The organism is Pseudomonas sp. CAM1A (assembly GCF_047501685.1).
Lineage (GTDB): Bacteria > Pseudomonadota > Gammaproteobacteria > Pseudomonadales > Pseudomonadaceae > Aquipseudomonas.
The window spans coordinates 143,117-160,552 of record NZ_JBFNXP010000008.1 but is presented as its reverse complement, the minus strand read 5'-3'; the positions used below and the strand labels follow the sequence as shown (position 1 = coordinate 160,552).

General features: G+C 63.7%; 15 protein-coding genes. 8 read left to right on the top strand and 7 right to left on the bottom strand.

All coding sequences use genetic code 11. From position 1 onward, the window contains the following. Positions 1-6: 6 nt before the first annotated feature. The gene (locus ABZO33_RS18370) at positions 7-348 is read left to right on the top strand and encodes a cupin domain-containing protein (RefSeq protein WP_102684919.1); all 342 of its coding nucleotides are present in this window, start codon (positions 7-9) and stop codon (positions 346-348) included. 52 nt (positions 349-400) lie between these two features. Further along, the gene (locus tag ABZO33_RS18365; RefSeq protein WP_414537167.1) at positions 401-1,480 is read left to right on the top strand and encodes a polyamine ABC transporter substrate-binding protein; all 1,080 of its coding nucleotides are present in this window, start codon (positions 401-403) and stop codon (positions 1,478-1,480) included. Positions 1,481-1,598: 118 nt separating this feature from the next. On the opposite strand, the gene ABZO33_RS18360 is transcribed toward ABZO33_RS18365, so the two are convergent. Together ABZO33_RS18360 and ABZO33_RS18355 are read right to left on the bottom strand one after the other, a co-directional pair. Further along, positions 1,599-3,182 carry a peptide chain release factor 3 gene (locus ABZO33_RS18360; protein ID WP_414537166.1) on the bottom strand — a complete coding sequence of 528 codons (1,584 nt, stop codon included), beginning with the start codon at positions 3,180-3,182 and terminating at the stop codon, positions 1,599-1,601. Positions 3,183-3,410: 228 nt separating this feature from the next. Further along, the gene (locus ABZO33_RS18355) at positions 3,411-3,722 is read right to left on the bottom strand and encodes a hypothetical protein (protein WP_414537165.1); all 312 of its coding nucleotides are present in this window, start codon (positions 3,720-3,722) and stop codon (positions 3,411-3,413) included. A 314-nt stretch (positions 3,723-4,036) separates the two neighbouring features. Here ABZO33_RS18355 and ABZO33_RS18350 point away from each other — a divergent pair, with 314 nt between their 5' ends. Genes ABZO33_RS18350 through ABZO33_RS18335 form a run of 4 tightly spaced genes read left to right on the top strand, consistent with a single transcriptional unit; the run spans position 4,037 to position 7,479 of the window. Continuing rightward, positions 4,037-4,750: an ABC transporter permease gene (locus tag ABZO33_RS18350; RefSeq protein ID WP_414537164.1), complete on the top strand. Its 714-nt coding sequence runs from the start codon at positions 4,037-4,039 to the stop codon at positions 4,748-4,750. 13 nt (positions 4,751-4,763) lie between these two features. Further along, positions 4,764-5,675, top strand: a complete 912-nt coding sequence (locus ABZO33_RS18345; protein ID WP_414537163.1) for a glycine betaine ABC transporter substrate-binding protein — start codon at positions 4,764-4,766, stop codon at positions 5,673-5,675. Continuing rightward, on the top strand, positions 5,672-6,325 hold the full coding sequence (locus ABZO33_RS18340) for an ABC transporter permease (protein ID WP_263160170.1): 654 nt from the start codon (positions 5,672-5,674) through the stop codon (positions 6,323-6,325). Before ABZO33_RS18345 ends, ABZO33_RS18340 begins: the two co-directional genes overlap by 4 nt. Further along, positions 6,322-7,479, top strand: coding sequence for a betaine/proline/choline family ABC transporter ATP-binding protein (locus ABZO33_RS18335; RefSeq protein WP_414537162.1), 1,158 nt, complete (start codon positions 6,322-6,324; stop codon positions 7,477-7,479). The genes ABZO33_RS18340 and ABZO33_RS18335 overlap by 4 nt, the downstream gene beginning before the upstream one ends. Positions 7,480-7,551: 72 nt before the next feature. Here ABZO33_RS18335 and ABZO33_RS18330 read toward each other — a convergent pair whose 3' ends face one another. The 3 genes from ABZO33_RS18330 to ABZO33_RS18320 all read right to left on the bottom strand — a co-directional run bounded on the left by ABZO33_RS18330 (position 7,552) and on the right by ABZO33_RS18320 (position 11,546). Further along, positions 7,552-9,969 carry a TonB-dependent siderophore receptor gene (locus ABZO33_RS18330; RefSeq protein WP_414537161.1) on the bottom strand — a complete coding sequence of 806 codons (2,418 nt, stop codon included), beginning with the start codon at positions 9,967-9,969 and terminating at the stop codon, positions 7,552-7,554. Positions 9,970-10,077: 108 nt separating this feature from the next. Next, positions 10,078-11,040: a FecR family protein gene (locus ABZO33_RS18325; RefSeq protein ID WP_414537160.1), complete on the bottom strand. Its 963-nt coding sequence runs from the start codon at positions 11,038-11,040 to the stop codon at positions 10,078-10,080. Positions 11,041-11,057: 17 nt separating this feature from the next. Next, a complete protein-coding gene (locus ABZO33_RS18320) occupies positions 11,058-11,546 on the bottom strand; it encodes a sigma-70 family RNA polymerase sigma factor (protein ID WP_414537159.1) in 489 nt (162 codons plus the stop codon). Positions 11,547-12,202: 656 nt separating this feature from the next. Between ABZO33_RS18320 and ABZO33_RS18315 the strand changes: the two genes are divergently transcribed. Next, a complete protein-coding gene (locus ABZO33_RS18315) occupies positions 12,203-13,366 on the top strand; it encodes a type III PLP-dependent enzyme (protein WP_414537158.1) in 1,164 nt (387 codons plus the stop codon). A gap of 78 nt (positions 13,367-13,444) precedes the next feature. On the opposite strand, the gene ABZO33_RS18310 is transcribed toward ABZO33_RS18315, so the two are convergent. Next, positions 13,445-14,194, bottom strand: coding sequence for a tetratricopeptide repeat protein (locus ABZO33_RS18310; protein ID WP_414537157.1), 750 nt, complete (start codon positions 14,192-14,194; stop codon positions 13,445-13,447). A 3-nt stretch (positions 14,195-14,197) separates the two neighbouring features. Further along, the gene (locus tag ABZO33_RS18305) at positions 14,198-14,878 is read right to left on the bottom strand and encodes a Fe2+-dependent dioxygenase (protein ID WP_414537156.1); all 681 of its coding nucleotides are present in this window, start codon (positions 14,876-14,878) and stop codon (positions 14,198-14,200) included. A gap of 223 nt (positions 14,879-15,101) precedes the next feature. Here ABZO33_RS18305 and ABZO33_RS18300 point away from each other — a divergent pair, with 223 nt between their 5' ends. Continuing rightward, the gene (locus ABZO33_RS18300) at positions 15,102-17,405 is read left to right on the top strand and encodes a TonB-dependent receptor (protein WP_414537155.1); all 2,304 of its coding nucleotides are present in this window, start codon (positions 15,102-15,104) and stop codon (positions 17,403-17,405) included. Positions 17,406-17,436 lie beyond the last annotated feature (31 nt).

Below are 17,436 nucleotides of genomic sequence, written 5' to 3'. Positions count from 1 at the left end.
CCGGTCATGAGCATCACCCAGTTCAAGCACACCGACAGCGTCATCCTGGACAGCAGCACCCCGGTCGCCGTGCCCCTCGGCGAACCGGTTGCGGTCACTTCGGTCACCTGCGTCGAACGCAGCGACGGCGTCGAGACCGGTATCTGGGAATGCACCCCGGGGCGCTGGCGGCGGCAGATCGTGCAGCAGGAGTTCTGCCACTTCATCAAAGGCCGCTGCACCTTCACCCCCGACGGTGGCGAGCCCCTGGTCATAGAAGCCGGAGACGCCCTGATGCTACCGGCCAACAGCCTCGGCACCTGGGATATCCAGGAGACCGTGCGCAAGACCTATGTACTGATTTTCTGATCCGCTGATCGCCTGCCTTCGATAACAACAGACAAAGCAAGGTAACCCCGACATGCGCACGCTCCTTCTCGCTCCCCTGATGCTGGCCGCCAGCGTGGCCAGTGCCGCCGACTCGGTGAAGATCTACAACTGGTCGAGCTACATCGCCCCGGACACCCTGAAGCACTTCCAGCAAACCACCGGCATCAATCCCACCTACGACGTGTTCGACAGCAACGAAACCCTCGACGGCAAGCTGATGACCGGCAACTCCGGCTACGATGTGGTGTTCCCCTCCAACCACTTCATGGCCCGGCAGATCCAGGGCAAGGCCCTGAAAAAACTGGACAAGTCGCAACTGCCCAACTGGAAGAACCTCAACCCGGTGCTGCTCAAGGCCCTGGAGGTCAACGACCCGGGCAACCAGTACGGCTTCCCCTACCTGTGGGGCAGCACCGGCATCGGCTACAACATCGACAAGGTCAAGGCGGTGCTCGGCGACCATGCGCCCATCGATTCGTGGGATCTGTTCTTCAAGCCCGAATACCTCGCCAAGCTCAAGAGTTGCGGCGTGGCGGTGCTGGACAACGGCCCCGAGCTGCTGCCGATCGCCCTGCACTACCTGGGCCTGCCGCACCACAGCCAGGACCCGGCGGACTACGACAAGGCCAAGGCGTTGCTGATGCAGGTGCGCCCGTATATCAGCTACTTCCACTCCTCGAAGTACACCGGCGACCTGGCCAATGGCGACGTGTGCCTGGTGGTGGGTTTCTCGGGCGACGTGCTACAGGCGAAGAACCGTGCCGAGGAGGCGAAGAACGGGGTAAAGGTGGGCTATTCGATCCCGAAGGAAGGCGCGCCGATGTGGTTCGACATGGTGGCCATGCCGGCCGATGCACCTGACGAGAAGGCCGGGTATGCGTACATGAACTATCTGTTGCAGCCGGAGGTGATGGCCAACATCAGCAACTTCGTGCAGTACGCCAACGGCAACCAGCAAGCTGACGCGCTGGTGGATCCGGCGCTGAAGGACAACACGATGATCTACCCGAGCGCGGATGTGATGGGCAAGCTGTATGCCCTGGAGGCAATGCCGGCGAAGATCGACCGCATCAGGACGCGGATCTGGACCAGCATTAAAGCTGGGAATTAGAAACACTTGTGAGAGCGGGCTTGCCCCGCGATAGAGCCAATCCAGGCAGAGGCTAGCCGTGATTGGACACTATCGCGGGGCAAGCCCGCTCCCACAGAGTCAGGCTTGGGCCTTCGAATCAGTGGTGCTCGCGGGTCGCGCGGAATTTCACATCCGGCCAGCGCTCTTCCATCAGCGCCAGGTTGACCCGGGTCGGGGCCAGGTAGGTCAGGTGACCACCGCCGTCGATGGCCAGGTTCTCCACGGCCTTGTTCTGGAATTCCTCGAGCTTCTTCTTGTCGTCGCAGCTGATCCAGCGCGCCGACCAGACGGTGATCGGCTCATAGGCGCACTCGACCTTGTACTCTTCCTTCAGGCGGCTGGCGACCACGTCGAACTGCAGCACACCGACGGCGCCGAGGATGATGTCGTTGCTGCGCTCGGGGAAGAACACCTGGGTCGCGCCCTCTTCGGCCAGCTGCTGCAGGCCCTGGCGCAGCTGCTTGGACTTGAGCGGGTCCTTCAGGCGCACGCGGCGGAACAGCTCCGGGGCGAAGTGCGGAATACCGGTGAAGCCCAGCGCCTCGCCTTCAGTGAAGGTGTCGCCGATCTGGATGGTGCCGTGGTTGTGCAGGCCGATGATATCGCCGGCGTAGGCCTCTTCCAGCTGCTCGCGCTCGGAGGAGAAGAAGGTCAGGGCATCGCCGATGCGCACGTCCTTGCCGGTGCGCACGTGGCGCATCTTCATGCCCTTCTCGTACTTGCCCGAGCAGATGCGCATGAAGGCGATACGGTCACGGTGTTTCGGGTCCATGTTCGCCTGGATCTTGAACACGAAGCCGCTGAACTTCTCTTCCACCGGCTCCACGGTGCGCTCGTGGGCGACACGGGCCAGCGGGCGCGGCGCCCAGTCGACAACCGCGTCGAGCACATGGTCGACACCGAAGTTGCCCAATGCGGTACCGAAGAACACCGGGGTCATTTGGCCATTGATGAACGCGTCCTGATCGAACTCGTGGCAGGCACCCTGTACCAGCTCGAGTTGCTCGAGGAAGCGATCGTATTCGTCACCCAGGTGGGCGCGGGCTTCATCGGAGTCGAGCTTCTCGATGATCTTCACCTCGGTACGCTCATGGCCGTGGCCCGGGGTGTAGACGATGATGTAGTCACCTTGCAGGTGGTACACACCCTTGAAGTCACGGTAGCAACCGATCGGCCAGGTGATCGGCGCGGCCTTGATCTTCAGCACCGCCTCGATTTCGTCGAGCAGTTCGATCGGGTCGCGGATGTCACGGTCGAGTTTGTTGATGAAGCTGACGATTGGCGTGTCGCGCAGGCGGCACACTTCCATCAGGGCGATGGTACGCGGCTCGACGCCTTTACCGCCGTCGAGCACCATCAGCGCCGAGTCCACCGCGGTCAGGGTGCGGTAGGTGTCTTCCGAGAAGTCCTCGTGGCCGGGGGTGTCGAGCAGGTTGATCATGTGCTCGCGGTAGGGGAACTGCATCACCGAGGTGGTGATGGAGATGCCGCGCTGCTTCTCCATTTCCATCCAGTCGGAGGTGGCGTGGCGGTCGGACTTGCGCGACTTCACGGTACCGGCGACGGCAATGGCCTTGCCCATCAGCAGGAGCTTCTCGGTGATGGTGGTCTTACCGGCGTCGGGATGGGAAATGATTGCGAAAGTGCGGCGCTTCGCGACTTCGGCGGCCTGGTTGGTCATGGGAAATCGCCTGACTGGGGATTTAAAAAGGGGCGATATCATACCTGAAGTCGGGGCGCGGGCCAAAACCGAAGATACGAAAGGCGCCCCCAGACGGGCACTCGTGGGAGCGGGCTTGCCCCGCGATCACCGGCCAGGCCGGTGCCAGCCAACGCGCGCCTGCATCGCGGGGCAAGCCCACGACGAAGAACGCTCACCAACCTTACCGACACCGACGGGTCCACACACTCACTCGAACCCCGTCAGCAGCACGCGTCGCCCTTCTGGCAAACAGGCCACAACGTCAAGTGTTCCACCGAGCGACTCGATCTGCCTGCGCAGCGCACCAATCGTCATGTCCGGATGCCGCTCAAAGGCTGTCTCGGCCTGATTGTCTCCCATCAATTGCCTACGAAGTGTTTCCTCGACCGCTCCACTGTCATGCGCTGGCGCGTCTGCTTCAGGCTGAGGCAATGAATCGCCATTGATAATCTCGGATTTCGTCATAAGCTTCGCTCCAGTGGATGAATTTCCAAGCGAAATAATGATCGTCTCGGTCATCGCCTCGATAGCAGGTACTTCAACGCCTCCACGTAATATCCGCGCTTTTTTTTCGCGTGAAAATTCCTACCACCCAGTGATTAACACTGGCCAAATGCCGCCCCAGATGGGAACCTTTACGCCCACGGAGACGTCCACTCCCCTGCAAGCCGCTTCGCTTCAGGGCTGGTTTTACCTGCTTCACGAGCCCGACGGGGTTCGGCTCATGGCCTGATGCCACGCATCGGGCTGCTACTCGCGACCACGCTGCCCGCCGCCAGGAATGGCCGGCCGCACGGGGGTGTGATCGCCGACTATAAAAAAGGAGTCCGCCTGTGGCTGCACGCTACGGAAAAGGGCTGTTGGGATGGGCCGCCGTGCTCGTCATCCTGGCCCTGCTGGTCCACTGGATCGGCATCGACACGATCGCCCGCTACCGCGACGATCTTGGGTTCTACCTGCAAGCGCACCTGGTCCTGGTGCTGGCTTCGATGGCGGCGGCGCTGGCCGTGGGCATCCCCGCCGGCATTGCCTTGAGTCGACCGCACAGGGTCGACAAGGCCGAGCGCTTCATGCAGCTGTTCAACGTTGGCAATACCATTCCTCCCCTGGCCGTTCTGGCCATTGCCCTGAGTATCCTGGGCATCGGCGCAGGTCCTGCGATCTTCGCGCTGTTCCTCGCCTCCCTCCTGCCCATCGTGCGCAACACCTACGAGGGCCTGAAAAACGTCCCCGCCTCGCTCAAGGAAGCCGCCACCGGTATCGGCATGACTCCGCGCCAGCAGTTGTGGCAGGTAGAGCTGCCCAACGCCGTGCCGATCATCGTCGGCGGTGTGCGCGTGGCCCTGGCCTTGAACGTCGGCACCGCGCCCCTGGCGTTCCTGATCGGCGCCAACAGCCTGGGCAGCCTGATCTTCCCCGGCATCGCCCTGAACAACCAGCCGCAGCTGCTGCTCGGCGCCGCCTGCACGGCGTTGCTGGCCCTGGCGCTCGATGCGTTGGTGAGTTTCTCCAGCAAGCGCTGGCTGGAACGTGGCCTGGCCCAATAACAAGAGGCAAAGCATGAAGAAAACAATCGCCTTGTTCCTGGGCGCGGCCCTGCTTTGCGCAGGCGTTTCCCAGGCAGCGGAAAAACCACAGATCCGCATCGGCGCCCGGGTGTTCACCGAACAGACCGTGCTCGCCGAGATCACTGCCCAGTACCTGCGCGCCAACGGCTTCGATGTGCGGGTGACCAGCGGCCTGGGCAGCAATATCGCTCGCCAGGCCCAGGAAACCGGCCAGCTCGACCTGATGTGGGAATACACCGGCGTATCGCTGGTGTCGTACAACCATATCGACGAGCGTATGCCCGACGCCGCAGCCACCTATGCGCGAGTGAAAGAACTCGACGCGAAGAAGGGCCTGGTCTGGCTGACGCCGTCGAAGTTCAGCAATACCTACGCCCTGGGCCTGCCAAAGGCCGTCGCCGAGGCCTACCCGCAGATCAATTCGATCAGCGACCTCAACCAGGTGCTGCGTGACGAACCCGACCGCAGCCACCTGGTGGCGCTGGACACCGAGTTCGCCAACCGTCCGGATGGCCTGGTCGGCCTGCGCGAGCTGTACGAACTGCCGCTGGACCGGCGCAACATCCGCCAGATGGACGGTGGCCTGGTGTACACCGCCATGCGCAACAACCAGGTGTTCGCCGGCCTGGTCTACACCACCGACGGGCGCCTGAGCGCGTTCGACCTCAAGCTGCTGGAAGACGACAAGCACTACTTCCCCGACTACACCGCCGCCCCGGTACTGCGCCAGGCCGTGCTCGACGCCCACCCTCGCCTGGCCACCCTGCTCAAGCCGCTGGCCGAGCAGCTGGACGACGAGACCATGCGCCAGCTCAATGCCAAGGTCGATGTCGAGCACCAGAGCCCGACGGTGGTGGCCGCCGCGTTCCTGCGTGAGCACCCACTCAGCGAGGTACAACCATGAGCCTGCTCGACACCTTCGCCCACCTCGACTGGGCACAGGTCCTGCAACTAACCTGGCAGCACATCATGCTGGTCGGCATCGCGGTAAGCCTGGCGATCCTCGTCGGTGTGCCACTGGGCATCCTGATGACCCGCTTCCCGGTGTTCGCCGGCCCCCTGCAGGCCAGCGCCACGGTGCTGCTGACCATCCCCTCCATCGCCCTGTTCGGCCTGCTGCTGCCGTTCTACTCGAAATTCGGCCAGGGCCTGGGGCCGCTGCCGGCGATCACTGCGGTGTTTCTTTATTCACTGCTGCCGATCCTGCGCAACACCTACCTGGCCCTGACCAACGTCGAACCCGGTATCCGTGAAGCCGCACGCGGCATCGGCATGACCTTCGGCCAGCGCCTGCGCATGGTCGAGCTGCCCATCGCGGTGCCGGTGATCCTCGCCGGGGTGCGCACCGCCGTGGTGATGAACATCGGCGTGATGACCATCGCCGCGACCATCGGCGCCGGCGGCCTGGGCGTACTCATTCTTACCTCCATCAGCCGCAGCGACATGTCGATGCTGCTGGTCGGCGCGGTACTGGTCAGCCTGCTGGCGATCATCGCCGACCTGCTCCTGCAAGCCCTGCAACGTGCCCTGACTCCAGAAGGACTGCGCTCATGATCGAACTGAAGAACCTCAGCAAGACCTTCAACGTCAACGGCAAGGACGTCAAAGCCGTCGACTCGGTAAGCCTCACTGTCAACGAAGGCGAGATCTGCGTATTCCTCGGCCCCTCGGGCTGCGGCAAGAGCACCACGCTGAAGATGATCAACCGCCTGATCACGCCTACCTCCGGCCAGGTGTTCATCAACGGCGAGGACACCACCGGCCTGGACGAAGTGACGCTACGCCGGCACATCGGCTACGTGATCCAGCAGATCGGCCTGTTCCCCAACATGACCATCGAGGAGAACATCACCGTGGTGCCGCGCCTGCTCGGCTGGGACAAGCAACGCTGCCACGACCGCGCCCGCGAGCTGATGCACATGATCAAGCTTGAGCCCAAGCAGTACCTGCAGCGCTACCCTCGCGAACTGTCCGGTGGCCAGCAGCAGCGCATCGGCGTGATCCGCGCCCTGGCCGCCGAGGCCCCGGTGCTGCTGATGGACGAACCGTTCGGCGCGGTCGACCCGATCAACCGCGAGATGATCCAGAACGAGTTCTTCGAGATGCAGCGGGCGTTGAACAAGACGGTGATCATGGTCAGCCACGACATCGACGAGGCCATCAAGCTGGGCGACAAGATCGCCATCTTCCGCGCCGGCAAGCTTTTGCAGCTGGATCACCCGGACACCTTGCTCGCCCATCCGGTGGATGATTTCGTCAGCAACTTCGTCGGCCAGGACAGCACCCTGAAACGCCTGCTGCTGGTGCGCGCCGAGGATGCGGCGGACAACGCGCCAGCGTTGAGCCCGGAAACGCCGGTGAGCGAGGCGCTGGAACTGCTGGATGAGCACGATCGCCGTTATGCAGTTGTGACAGATGCCGCGAACAAGGCGCTGGGCTATGTGCGCCGGCGCGACATGCACCGCCAGCAGGGGACGTGCGGGGATTTCCTGCGGCCGTTCAATGCCACGGCGGCACATGACGAGCACCTGCGCATCCTGCTGTCGCGGATGTACGAGTTCAATCGGGCGTGGTTGCCGGTGCTGGATGCCGAACAGGTGTTCCTGGGGGAGGTGACGCAGGAGTCGATTGCGGCATACCTGAGTTCTGGGCGCTCGCGCGGGGCGAAGACCTCGATCGTGTCGCCGGCGGAGGCAGTGGTTTCCTGAGCCGGCCTCATCGCGGATAAATCCGCTCCTACAGGTAGGAGCGGATTTATCCGCGATAAAGGCGACGCGCTATCAGAACCCTACACTGGCCTGCACATAGAACGTGCGCGGCTCACCCACATAGATCCCTGAGTTGTTGTCGCTGGAGCGGGTGAAATACTGCTTGTCGAAGAGGTTCTTCACCCCCGCCGCCAGCTTCAGGTTCGACAGCTGCGGCCCGAACGCATAGCCACCCCGGGCATGCCAGGTAACGTAGCCCGGAATATCGCCATACTGCCCGTCGGCGCTCGGCTCGGTGATGTAGTTGCCATTGAAGCTGCCATCGGCGTTCATCCCGGTACCCGGCGCGCGCTGCTTCGACTGGGCGTAGGCATCCAGGTTCCAGGTCCAGCGGTTGACCTCGTAGCGCACGCCGGCGGTGGCCACCTGGCGCGAATAGAACGGCAGGTCACGGCCCTTGAAACCAGGGATCTCACCCTCGTAGGTGGCACGGGTATAGGTGTAGCCGGCATTCACCGACAGCCCCTGCAGGCGTGGGTCCAGCCCGGCCAGGTCGTAGCGCGCCGAGGCCTCGATACCCTGGTGCTTGGTCGCCCCCAGGTTGGTCCAGCCGACATCGTTGCTGATGTACTGCAGCTCATCGTCGAAGTCGATGTAGAAGGCCGTCAGCTCACCGGCCCAGTTGCCGTTGTCATAGCGCGTGCCAATTTCGTAGGTCTTGGCCTTCTCCGGCTCCAGGCCGTTGGCGGTGCTGTCGCCGACGCCGCCCTGGCCGAGCTGGAAGTACTGCAGGCTGCCGAACGAGGTCTCGTAGTTGGCGAACAGCTTCCAGGCATCGGACATGTGGTACATCACGCTCAGCGCCGGCAGCGGTTCGTTGCTGGTGATGCTGCGGTTCTTCTCCGGCACCGGACGGTAGTTGGCGTCCATCACCGGTCGGTCGCGCCAGTCGGTGTTGATGTGCTCGAAGCGGATACCCGGGGTGATGGTCCAGTTGCCGACGTCGATCTTGTCGTCGATGTAGTAGGCACTGGCCTCGGTGCCACCGCTGCGGTCCTGGAACACATGGCCGTCAGAGGTCGGGGTCACGGTCGGCACGTTGTCGACCAGCGCCAGGCGGGTGGACTGCTCGCGCATCGCTTCCTTCAGGTAGCGATAACCGACGCTGACTTCCTGGGTGGTCGGGCCGACGAAGAAGATCCGCGACAGGCGTGGCTCGATGGCGAAGGTGTGGTAGTTGCGCGGGTACGACGACAGGGTCTTCTGGTCGCGGGCGGCGATGGCGCTGCCACGGAAGCTGTCGGTGTAATACGTCAGCACCTCGAACTGGGTGGCGTCGTCGATCTGCCGTTGCCACTTGAACGACACGTCCTTGCGCCGGCCGCTGAAGTAGTCGTAGTCGCGCACCGACTGGTAGGGGTTGTGATCGTACTGGGCCTGGGTCAGGCCGCCGGGCATGTCGGCACGGCCGTCGTAGTAGTGGAAATTGAGCCAGAACTCGTCGACATCGGTCGGTGCCCAGTGGGTCTTGAGCATCACGTCATCGATATCGTTGTCGTTGTTGCTTTCGCGATAGCCATCGCCATTCACGCCGGTATACAGCAACGCCACGCCCATGCCGTTGTCGGCGGTGCCGCCGACGAAGGCCGACTCGGTGTGCTTCCAGCCGCCATCGCGCGAAGTCTCGAGGGTGGTGGACAGCTCGCCGCTGGCCTTCTCCGGGATCGCCCGGGTGACGAAGTTGATCACCCCACCGACGTTCTGCGGGCCATAGCGCACCGAGCCTGCACCGCGGACCACGTCGATGCTGTCGAGGTTGCCCGAGGAAATCGGCGCCATCGACAGCTGTGGCTGACCGTAGGGGGCGAAGGCCGCCGGGATGCCATCGATCAGCACGGTCGAACGCGGCGACAGGCGCGACGTCAGGCCACGCACGCCAACGTTCAGCGACAGGTCGCTGCCACCGGTGCCGTTGGAATCCTGCACCTGCACGCCCGGGATACCGCGCAGGGCGTCACGCACGTTCATCGTGCCCTTCTCCACCATCGCTTCGCGGCGCACCACGGTACGCGCGCCCGGGTGGTTCTGCACCACGCTCTGGTCGGCGTCGCCCAGCCAGTCCCCGACCACCTTGATATCGGTGGGCGCCAGCTCCAGGCTGCCGGTGGTCAGGGTGCCGGCAGCCGCTACCGGCTTGACCACCACGGTGTCCGCAGACTGTTCGAAGGTCAGCCCGCTGCCTTGCAGCAGTTGCTGCAGGGCCTGCTCCGGCGCCAGGTTGCCGGACACCGCCGGGGCCTGCTTGCCGTCCACCAGCTCAGGGCTGAAGAACAGTTGCAGGTTGGTCTGCTGGCCCAACTGCTTGAGCGCGCCCGCCAATGGCTGGGCCTGGATCTGGATACTGTCGGCGTAGCTGTTGCCGGCGGCGGCGCTGACCGCCAGGGCCAGCGCCAGGCGGCGCAGCTGGAGAAGGGGATTATTGTTGTTCACGTCTTCGATGGGTCCTGAGAGTCGGGATAAACGCCAACCGCATGCAAATGGAAATGCTTGGCAGTTGCAGCTGGCGGGGAAGACGAACGAACGGAAAAAAACCTGAATCTATTTCAGAACAATTTCGCTGGAGCCGTCCGGACGGGTCTTCACCTGCACCGGCAGGATGCTCGGCAAGGCCCGCAACAGGGCGTCCGGGTCGTCGGTGCTGAAGGTACTCGACAGGCGCAGCGCGGCGGCCTTGCCGGGCGCCACATGCAGTGGCCGGGCACGGTAGCGCGAGACTTCCGCCACGACGTCGATCAGCGGCGCGTCGTCGAACACCAGCTTGCCGTGGCGCCAGGCGGTCACGGCGTTGGCATCGATGGCATAGGGCGCGGCGACCTTGCCCTGGGCGTCGATGTGCGAGCCCTGCCCCGCACCGAGCAGCGCCAGCGACTCGGCCGCGCCCTGTACCTTCACCGAACCCTGCTCCACCGCCACGCGGGTGCTGTTCGGATCCTGGCGTACATCAAAACGGGTGCCGGTGACGGTGACATCGCCCTGGGCAGTGCTCACCACGAAGGGGCGGTCACTGTCGTGGGCGACGATGAACATCGCCTCGCCCGCGCCCAGGCGCACATGGCGCTGCCCCGGGGAAAACATCACCTGCACCTGGGTGGCACTGTTGAGCTCCAGCCGTGACCCGTCCGGCAACTCGACCTGACGCCGTTCGCCCAGGGCCGTGCTCAACGTGTCCTGATGGTTGAGCTGCTGATACTGCCAACCTGTCCAGCCCAGCCCCAGCGCGGCCACCGCCACGCCGGCCGCCAATGCCTGGCGCAGCAGGCGGCGGCGCGGCAACTGGCGTACCGGCTCGGGCTGGCACAGCGCCTCGAGGCGTTGCCGAGGGATGAAATCGGCGGCGCGCCACAGCTGTACCAGGCGCTCGTACTCCTGCCGATGCGCGGGATGCTGTGCCAGCCACGCCTGCAATGCCGCCTGCGCGGCGTCATCGTGCGGCGCGTCCTGGGTGCGGGCAAACCACGCGGCCGCCTGCTCGCCCACGGGGTCGGGCACGTGCTGTTTCATCGAAGGGGTCTCCTGACTCATCTGGCCGACACATCCAGGTGCTCACGCAGATGTCGGAGCGTGCGGATCATATACTTTTCGACCATGTTCTTGGTCAAACCCATGCGCTCGGCGATCTCGGCCTGGGTCAGGCCCTCGAGCTTCTGCCAGATGAACACCCTGCGGCAGTTGAGCGGCAGCTCGGCCAGCGCCCGCTCGACACTGTCGGCCAGTTCCAGGGCGTGCACATACGCTTCCGGATCGTCCCCTGCGGCCATGTCCCCCGCGAAGGCCTCAAGCTCCAGGGCCTGGCGACGGTCCTCGCGGCGGAAGCCGTCGACGGCGATGTTGCGGGCGGTCTGGTGCAGGTAGGCGCGTGGCTGTTCGACCTGCTCGCGCGGGTTTTCCAGCACCCGTACAAAGGCATCGTGGGTGAGGTCCTCGGCCTGCTGGCGACTGCGCAACTTGCGCGTCCAGGTGCCGATCAGCTCATGGTAGTGGTCGAGGAAGCCTTTGTGTCCGGACACGTTCGGGGTCGTCAGGGAGGCAGATGAGGTCGCGAATAGTAATGCTTCTCATCAATGGCGGCAATCGACCCGCCCCTGAGCCGACCAAGGGTGTTTCCGGCGTCGGTAACAAAAAAATTTATGGCGATTCGAAAAAAAATGACGGGCGTCGCACCGTGGCCATAAATATGAACACTCTGCGCAAAACCGCCGTTCACTGCACTGCCCCGACAGACGGTCTTCTGCCAATTCTTCGGCTCTTTCGCGGCGAAAGCCAGCCAACATGCAAAGAACCCAGCTGCCAGCTGTTCGCGACCAGATCGCCACCTATTCCACAATTTTTTACGCTTGTGGTCTTTTCCGGAACATCCATGCCACGCATCGGTCGGTTATTGCGACGGTGGGGCGTCGATACACGACGAACACCCCGGCCCTGCCTGTTGATCTTGCGGTTTTCACGCCCTAAAGTGCGCGCCGAACGTCCATGCTGGAAACGATCCATCCGGCTCAAGTACTGACGACGAGACAGCAAGGTCACCCGCCGCCCTTCCCTGGCACGGTTGACCTTTTTGCTTTCGGCGACATGCCTTGGGAAGTAGGCGAACCAAAGTGGGGATACGGAGGACGTTCAGTTTGCTGCCACTTATCTTTTCAGTTTGCCCATGGAGCCCCTGAGCATGTCGATCCAGGTCGAAGACTACTTTGCGCGTGACACCTTCCAGAAAATGAAGGCGTTCGCCGACAAGCAGGAAACCCCGTTCGTACTCATCGATACCCAGATGATCAGCCAGGCCTATGACGACCTGCGTGCTGGTTTCGAGTTCGCCAAGGTCTACTACGCGGTCAAGGCCAACCCGGCGGTCGAGATCATCGACCTGCTCAAGGAAAAGGGCTCGAGCTTCGACATCGCCTCGATCTACGAGCTGGACAAGGTCATGGACCGCGGTGTCAGCGCCGATCGCATCAGCTACGGCAACACCATCAAGAAGTCCAAGGACATCCGCTACTTCTACGAGAAAGGCGTGCGCCTGTTCGCCACCGACTCGGAAGCCGACCTGCGCAACATCGCCAAGGCCGCGCCGGGCTCGAAAGTCTATGTGCGTATTCTCACCGAAGGCTCCACCACCGCCGACTGGCCACTGTCGCGCAAGTTCGGCTGCCAGACCGACATGGCCATGGACCTGTTGATCCTCGCCCGCGACCTGGGCCTGGTGCCCTACGGCATCTCCTTCCACGTAGGCTCCCAGCAGCGCGACATCAGCGTATGGGACGCGGCCATCGCCAAGGTCAAGGTGATCTTCGAGCGCCTCAAGGAAGAAGACGGCATCGAGCTGAAGCTGATCAACATGGGCGGCGGCTTCCCGGCCAACTACATCACCCGCACCAACAGCCTCGAGACCTACGCCGAGGAAATCATCCGCTTCCTCAAGGAAGACTTCGGCGACGACCTGCCGGAAATCATCCTCGAGCCCGGCCGCTCGCTGATCGCCAACGCCGGCATCCTGGTCAGTGAAGTGGTGCTGGTGGCGCGCAAGTCGCGCACTGCCGTCGAGCGCTGGATCTACACCGACGTGGGCAAGTTCTCCGGCCTGATCGAAACCATGGACGAGGCGATCAAGTTCCCGATCTGGACCGAGAAGAAAGGCGAGACCGAAGAAGTAGTGATCGCCGGCCCGACCTGCGACAGCGCCGACATCATGTACGAGAACTACAAATACGGCCTGCCGCTGAACCTGGCCATCGGCGACCGCCTGTACTGGCTGTCCACCGGCGCCTACACCACCAGCTACAGCGCGGTGGAGTTCAACGGCTTCCCGCCGCTGAAGGCTTACTACCTGTAATGCACAACGGGGCCGCAAGGCCCCGTTTTCATCTCGTGGGAGCGGGCTTGCCCCGCGATGAGGCCGGCACAGGCACCATCAGCCACCGTGCCGTTCGATCTCCTCGGCATAACCCGCCGCAAAGGCCATCAACGCCGGCCCAGCCCCCTGCAACGTCACCTGCGCGCTGCGCAGGAAATTCAGGTTGCCCTCGACCTTGGCCCGCTCCAGCCAAGGCCCCGCCTCGGCTATCTGCCCCCGCTCGACCAGCACCAGCGCCAGGCTGAACATCCCGCGGAAATCCCCCGCCTCGGCCGAACGCCGGTACCAGCGCATGGCCCGCACCGGACTCGCGGCGGTGGCAATGCCTTGCTCCAGATACCGCCCGTACAGGTTCATCGACTTGGCATGCCCCAGCTGCGCGGCTTTCTCGTAGCACATCAACGCCTGGGACTGGTTGGCCGGCACCCCACGACCAGTGGCCAGCAGATTGGCCAGGTTGTACATCCCCCAGTCCAGACCGTCGTCGGCCGCCCGGGCATAGTGAATGGCCGCCTGCGCGAGATCCACCTCGCCACCCCAACCATGCTCCAGGCAACGACCTAACATGTTGTGGGCCATGGCGCTGCCGCCTTGGGCAGCGATGGCGAACCAACGGCGAGCAACGTGGGCATCTTCTTCGATACCGCGTCCATCGAGCAGGATCTGGCCGAGCAACAGCTGCGCCTCGACCGCCCCCTGCCCCGCCGCCGCGAGGATCGCCTGCGCGGCCTGCCCAGGACTGTGCTCGAGCATCGCCTTCAGCCCGGCCACATCCACCACTTCCTCACGACGCAATTGATAAGACACGGCTCAGACCTCGGCCCAGCGGCGCAGCAGGTTGTGGTAGGTGCCGGTCAGTTGCAGCAACGAGGAGTGCTCCGGCACATCGGCGCCGAGCTGACGGATGGCGTTGTCCATCTCGAACAGCAAGGTGCGCTGGCTGTCCTCGCGCACCAGGCTCTGGGTCCAGAAGAACGCCGCATAGCGCGCCCCGCGGGTGACCGGGTTGACCTTGTGCAGGCTGGTGCCGGGGTACAGCACCAGGTCGCCGGCGGCCAGCTTGACCTCGCGCACGCCATAGGTGTCCTGGATCACCAGTTCACCGCCGTCGTAGCTGTCCGGGTCGCTGAGGAACAGGGTCGAGGACAGATCAGTGCGCACCCGCTCCGGGCTGCCCTTGGGCTGGCGCAGGGCGTTGTCGATGTGGAAGTCGAAATTGCCCCCTTCGCGATAGCAGTTGATCAGCGGCGGGAACACCTTGTGCGGCAGCGCCGCCGACATGAACAACGGGTTGCGCCACAGCCGCTCGATCAGCGCGTTGCCGATCTCCTTGGCCAGCGCATCGCCCTCGGGCAACTGCAGGTTGTGCTTGGCCTTGGCCGACTGGTAACCGGCGGTCACCTTGCCGTCGGCCCAGTCGGCCCGTTCCAGGGCGTCGCGAATACGCGTGATCTCGTCGGCGTCGAACAGGCCGGGAATGTGGAGCAGCATGGCGGCAGCACCTGGTACGGGTGAAAGGGCGTCAATGATATTGATTCCCTTTTAGCTACGACAAGCCCCCTGCGTCAACGCACGACGCATGAGGCCATAAAAACCGTAAGGCAAAATTGTAAAGAATGTAAATTCCCGTCGAATGGTAACGCTTCTCAATTGTTCCTTACATTCGCTTACATTAACATCCGCGGCCTTCATACCTTGGGGAAGGTTCATAACAATGCGCCACGTACCATCTGCTGTGAGTTCACCACGTCTGCTCGCCTCCGCCATCGGCATGGCGATCACCGCTACCTCGGCCTATGCCGCCGACCCGGCCGCCGGCAATGCCGTCACCCTCGACGCCACCAGCGTCAACGGCAAGGCCGAACAGGCGAGCACCGAGTACAAGGTCGAGAAGGCCTCATCGCAGAAGTACACCGCGCCGTTGGTGGACACCCCGCGCTCGGTCACCGTGATCCCGCAGCAGGTGATCAAGGACACCAACGCCCTGAACCTGCAGGACGCCCTGCGCACCGTGCCCGGCATCACCTTCGGTGCCGGCGAAGGCGGCAACCCGCAAGGCGATCGTCCGTTCATCCGTGGCTTCGACGCCCAGGGCGACACCTACCTGGACGGCGTGCGCGACACCGGCGCGCAGACCCGCGAAATCTTCGCCATCGAGTCTGTCGAAGTGGCCAAGGGGCCGAACTCGGCCATTGGTGGTCGCGGTGCGGCCGGCGGCACCATCAACCTGGTGAGCAAGCGCGCGCACCTGGGCAACTCGCTGGACGGCGCCTGGACCTGGGGCAGCGACCAGACCCAGCGTTACACCTTCGACGGCAACTACCAGTTCAGCGACAGCGTCGCCGGGCGTCTGAACCTGATGACCCACGAGAGCAACGTCGCCGGCCGCGACAAGGTCAACTACGACCGCTGGGGCATCGCTCCGTCGCTGGCGTTCGGCCTGGGCACGCCGACCCGCGTCAACCTCGACTACTACCACCTGGAAAGCGACGACCTGCCGGACTCGGGCATTCCCTATACCGTCCCGGCTGGCGGCACCGGCAACCGCACCTCGGCGCACCCGAGCAAACCCTATGCAGGCGGTGACAGCGACAACTTCTACGGCCTCACCGGCCGAGACTTCCGCAAATCGCGCGTGGACATCGCCACCTTCGCCATCGAACACGACCTGACCGACGCGCTGACCATCAAGAACACCCTGCGCCACGGCAACAGCATGCAGGACTACATCCTGACCCAGCCCGACGACAGCAAGGGCAACGTCAACAACGGCAGTGTCTGGCGCCGTGCCAACACCCGCGTCGGCAACACGTCCACCACCACCAACCAGACCGACCTGTTCGGCGAGTTCTATGTTGGCGGCATGAAGAACAGCTTCTCCACCGGTATCGAACTGAGCCGTGAAGAGAGCAACCGCGAAAGCTACGACGTCAACACCAATACCGGCGGTGCGACGTCCAGTACCTGCACCCCCGGCATGATCGGCCCCGGCAGCGGCTACAACTGCACCTCGCTGGGCAACCCGAACCCGGATGATCCGTGGAGTGGCTCCATCGCACGCAACTACGGCGGTACCAACACCAAGAGCAACACCCGCGCCCTCTACGTGTTCGACACCCTCGAGCTGACCCCGCAGTGGCTGCTGAACATGGGCCTGCGCTACGACCACTTCGACACCCAGTACCGCGGCTACAATGCCGACGGCAGCACCACGGTGAACAGCAAGGGCGTTGCCGCCAAGGGCAAGGACACCAGCGAGTTCATCACCGGCCAGCTGGGCCTGGTGTGGAAACCGGCCGACAACGGCAGCATCTATGTCTCCTACGCCACTTCGGCGACCCCGCCGGGCGCGCTGCTCAACGAAGGCCAGGAAGGCAACCCGCTGGGCAACACCACCGACCGCTCCGGCAACCTGCTGAGCAGCGACATGGAGCCGGAAGAGACCACCAACTACGAGATCGGCACCAAGTGGGACCTGCTCGACGAGCGCCTGGCCCTGACCGCCGCGCTGTTCCGCACCGAGAAAGAAAACGCACGGGTGCAGGTAGGCACCACCTCCTACGAGAACGTGGGTGAAACCCGCGTGCAGGGCATCGAGCTGTCGGCCAGCGGCAAGATCACCGAGAAATGGCAGGTGTTCGCCGGCTATACCTACATGCAGGCCCGCCAGATCGACGGTGGCGCCCTGGGCAAGGCCAGCGACGGCAACCAGCTGCCGAACACCCCGAACAACAGCGCCAGCCTGTGGACCACCTACCAGGTCACGCCGAAGTTCACCGTGGGCGGCGGCGCCTTCTACGTCGACGACGTGTACGGCAACGTGGCCAACACCACCATGGTCGACAGCTACGTACGCTACGACGCCATGGCCGCCTACAAGCTGACCAAGAACATCGACCTGCAGCTGAACGTGCAGAACCTCACCAACGAGGTCTACTACGACAAGGCGTTCTCCACCCACTTCGCCAACCAGGCGGCGGGGCGCACCGCGCTGCTGACCACCAGCGTCCACTTCTAAAGGCGCTTGCCCAAGCCCCGTTCATTGGTTT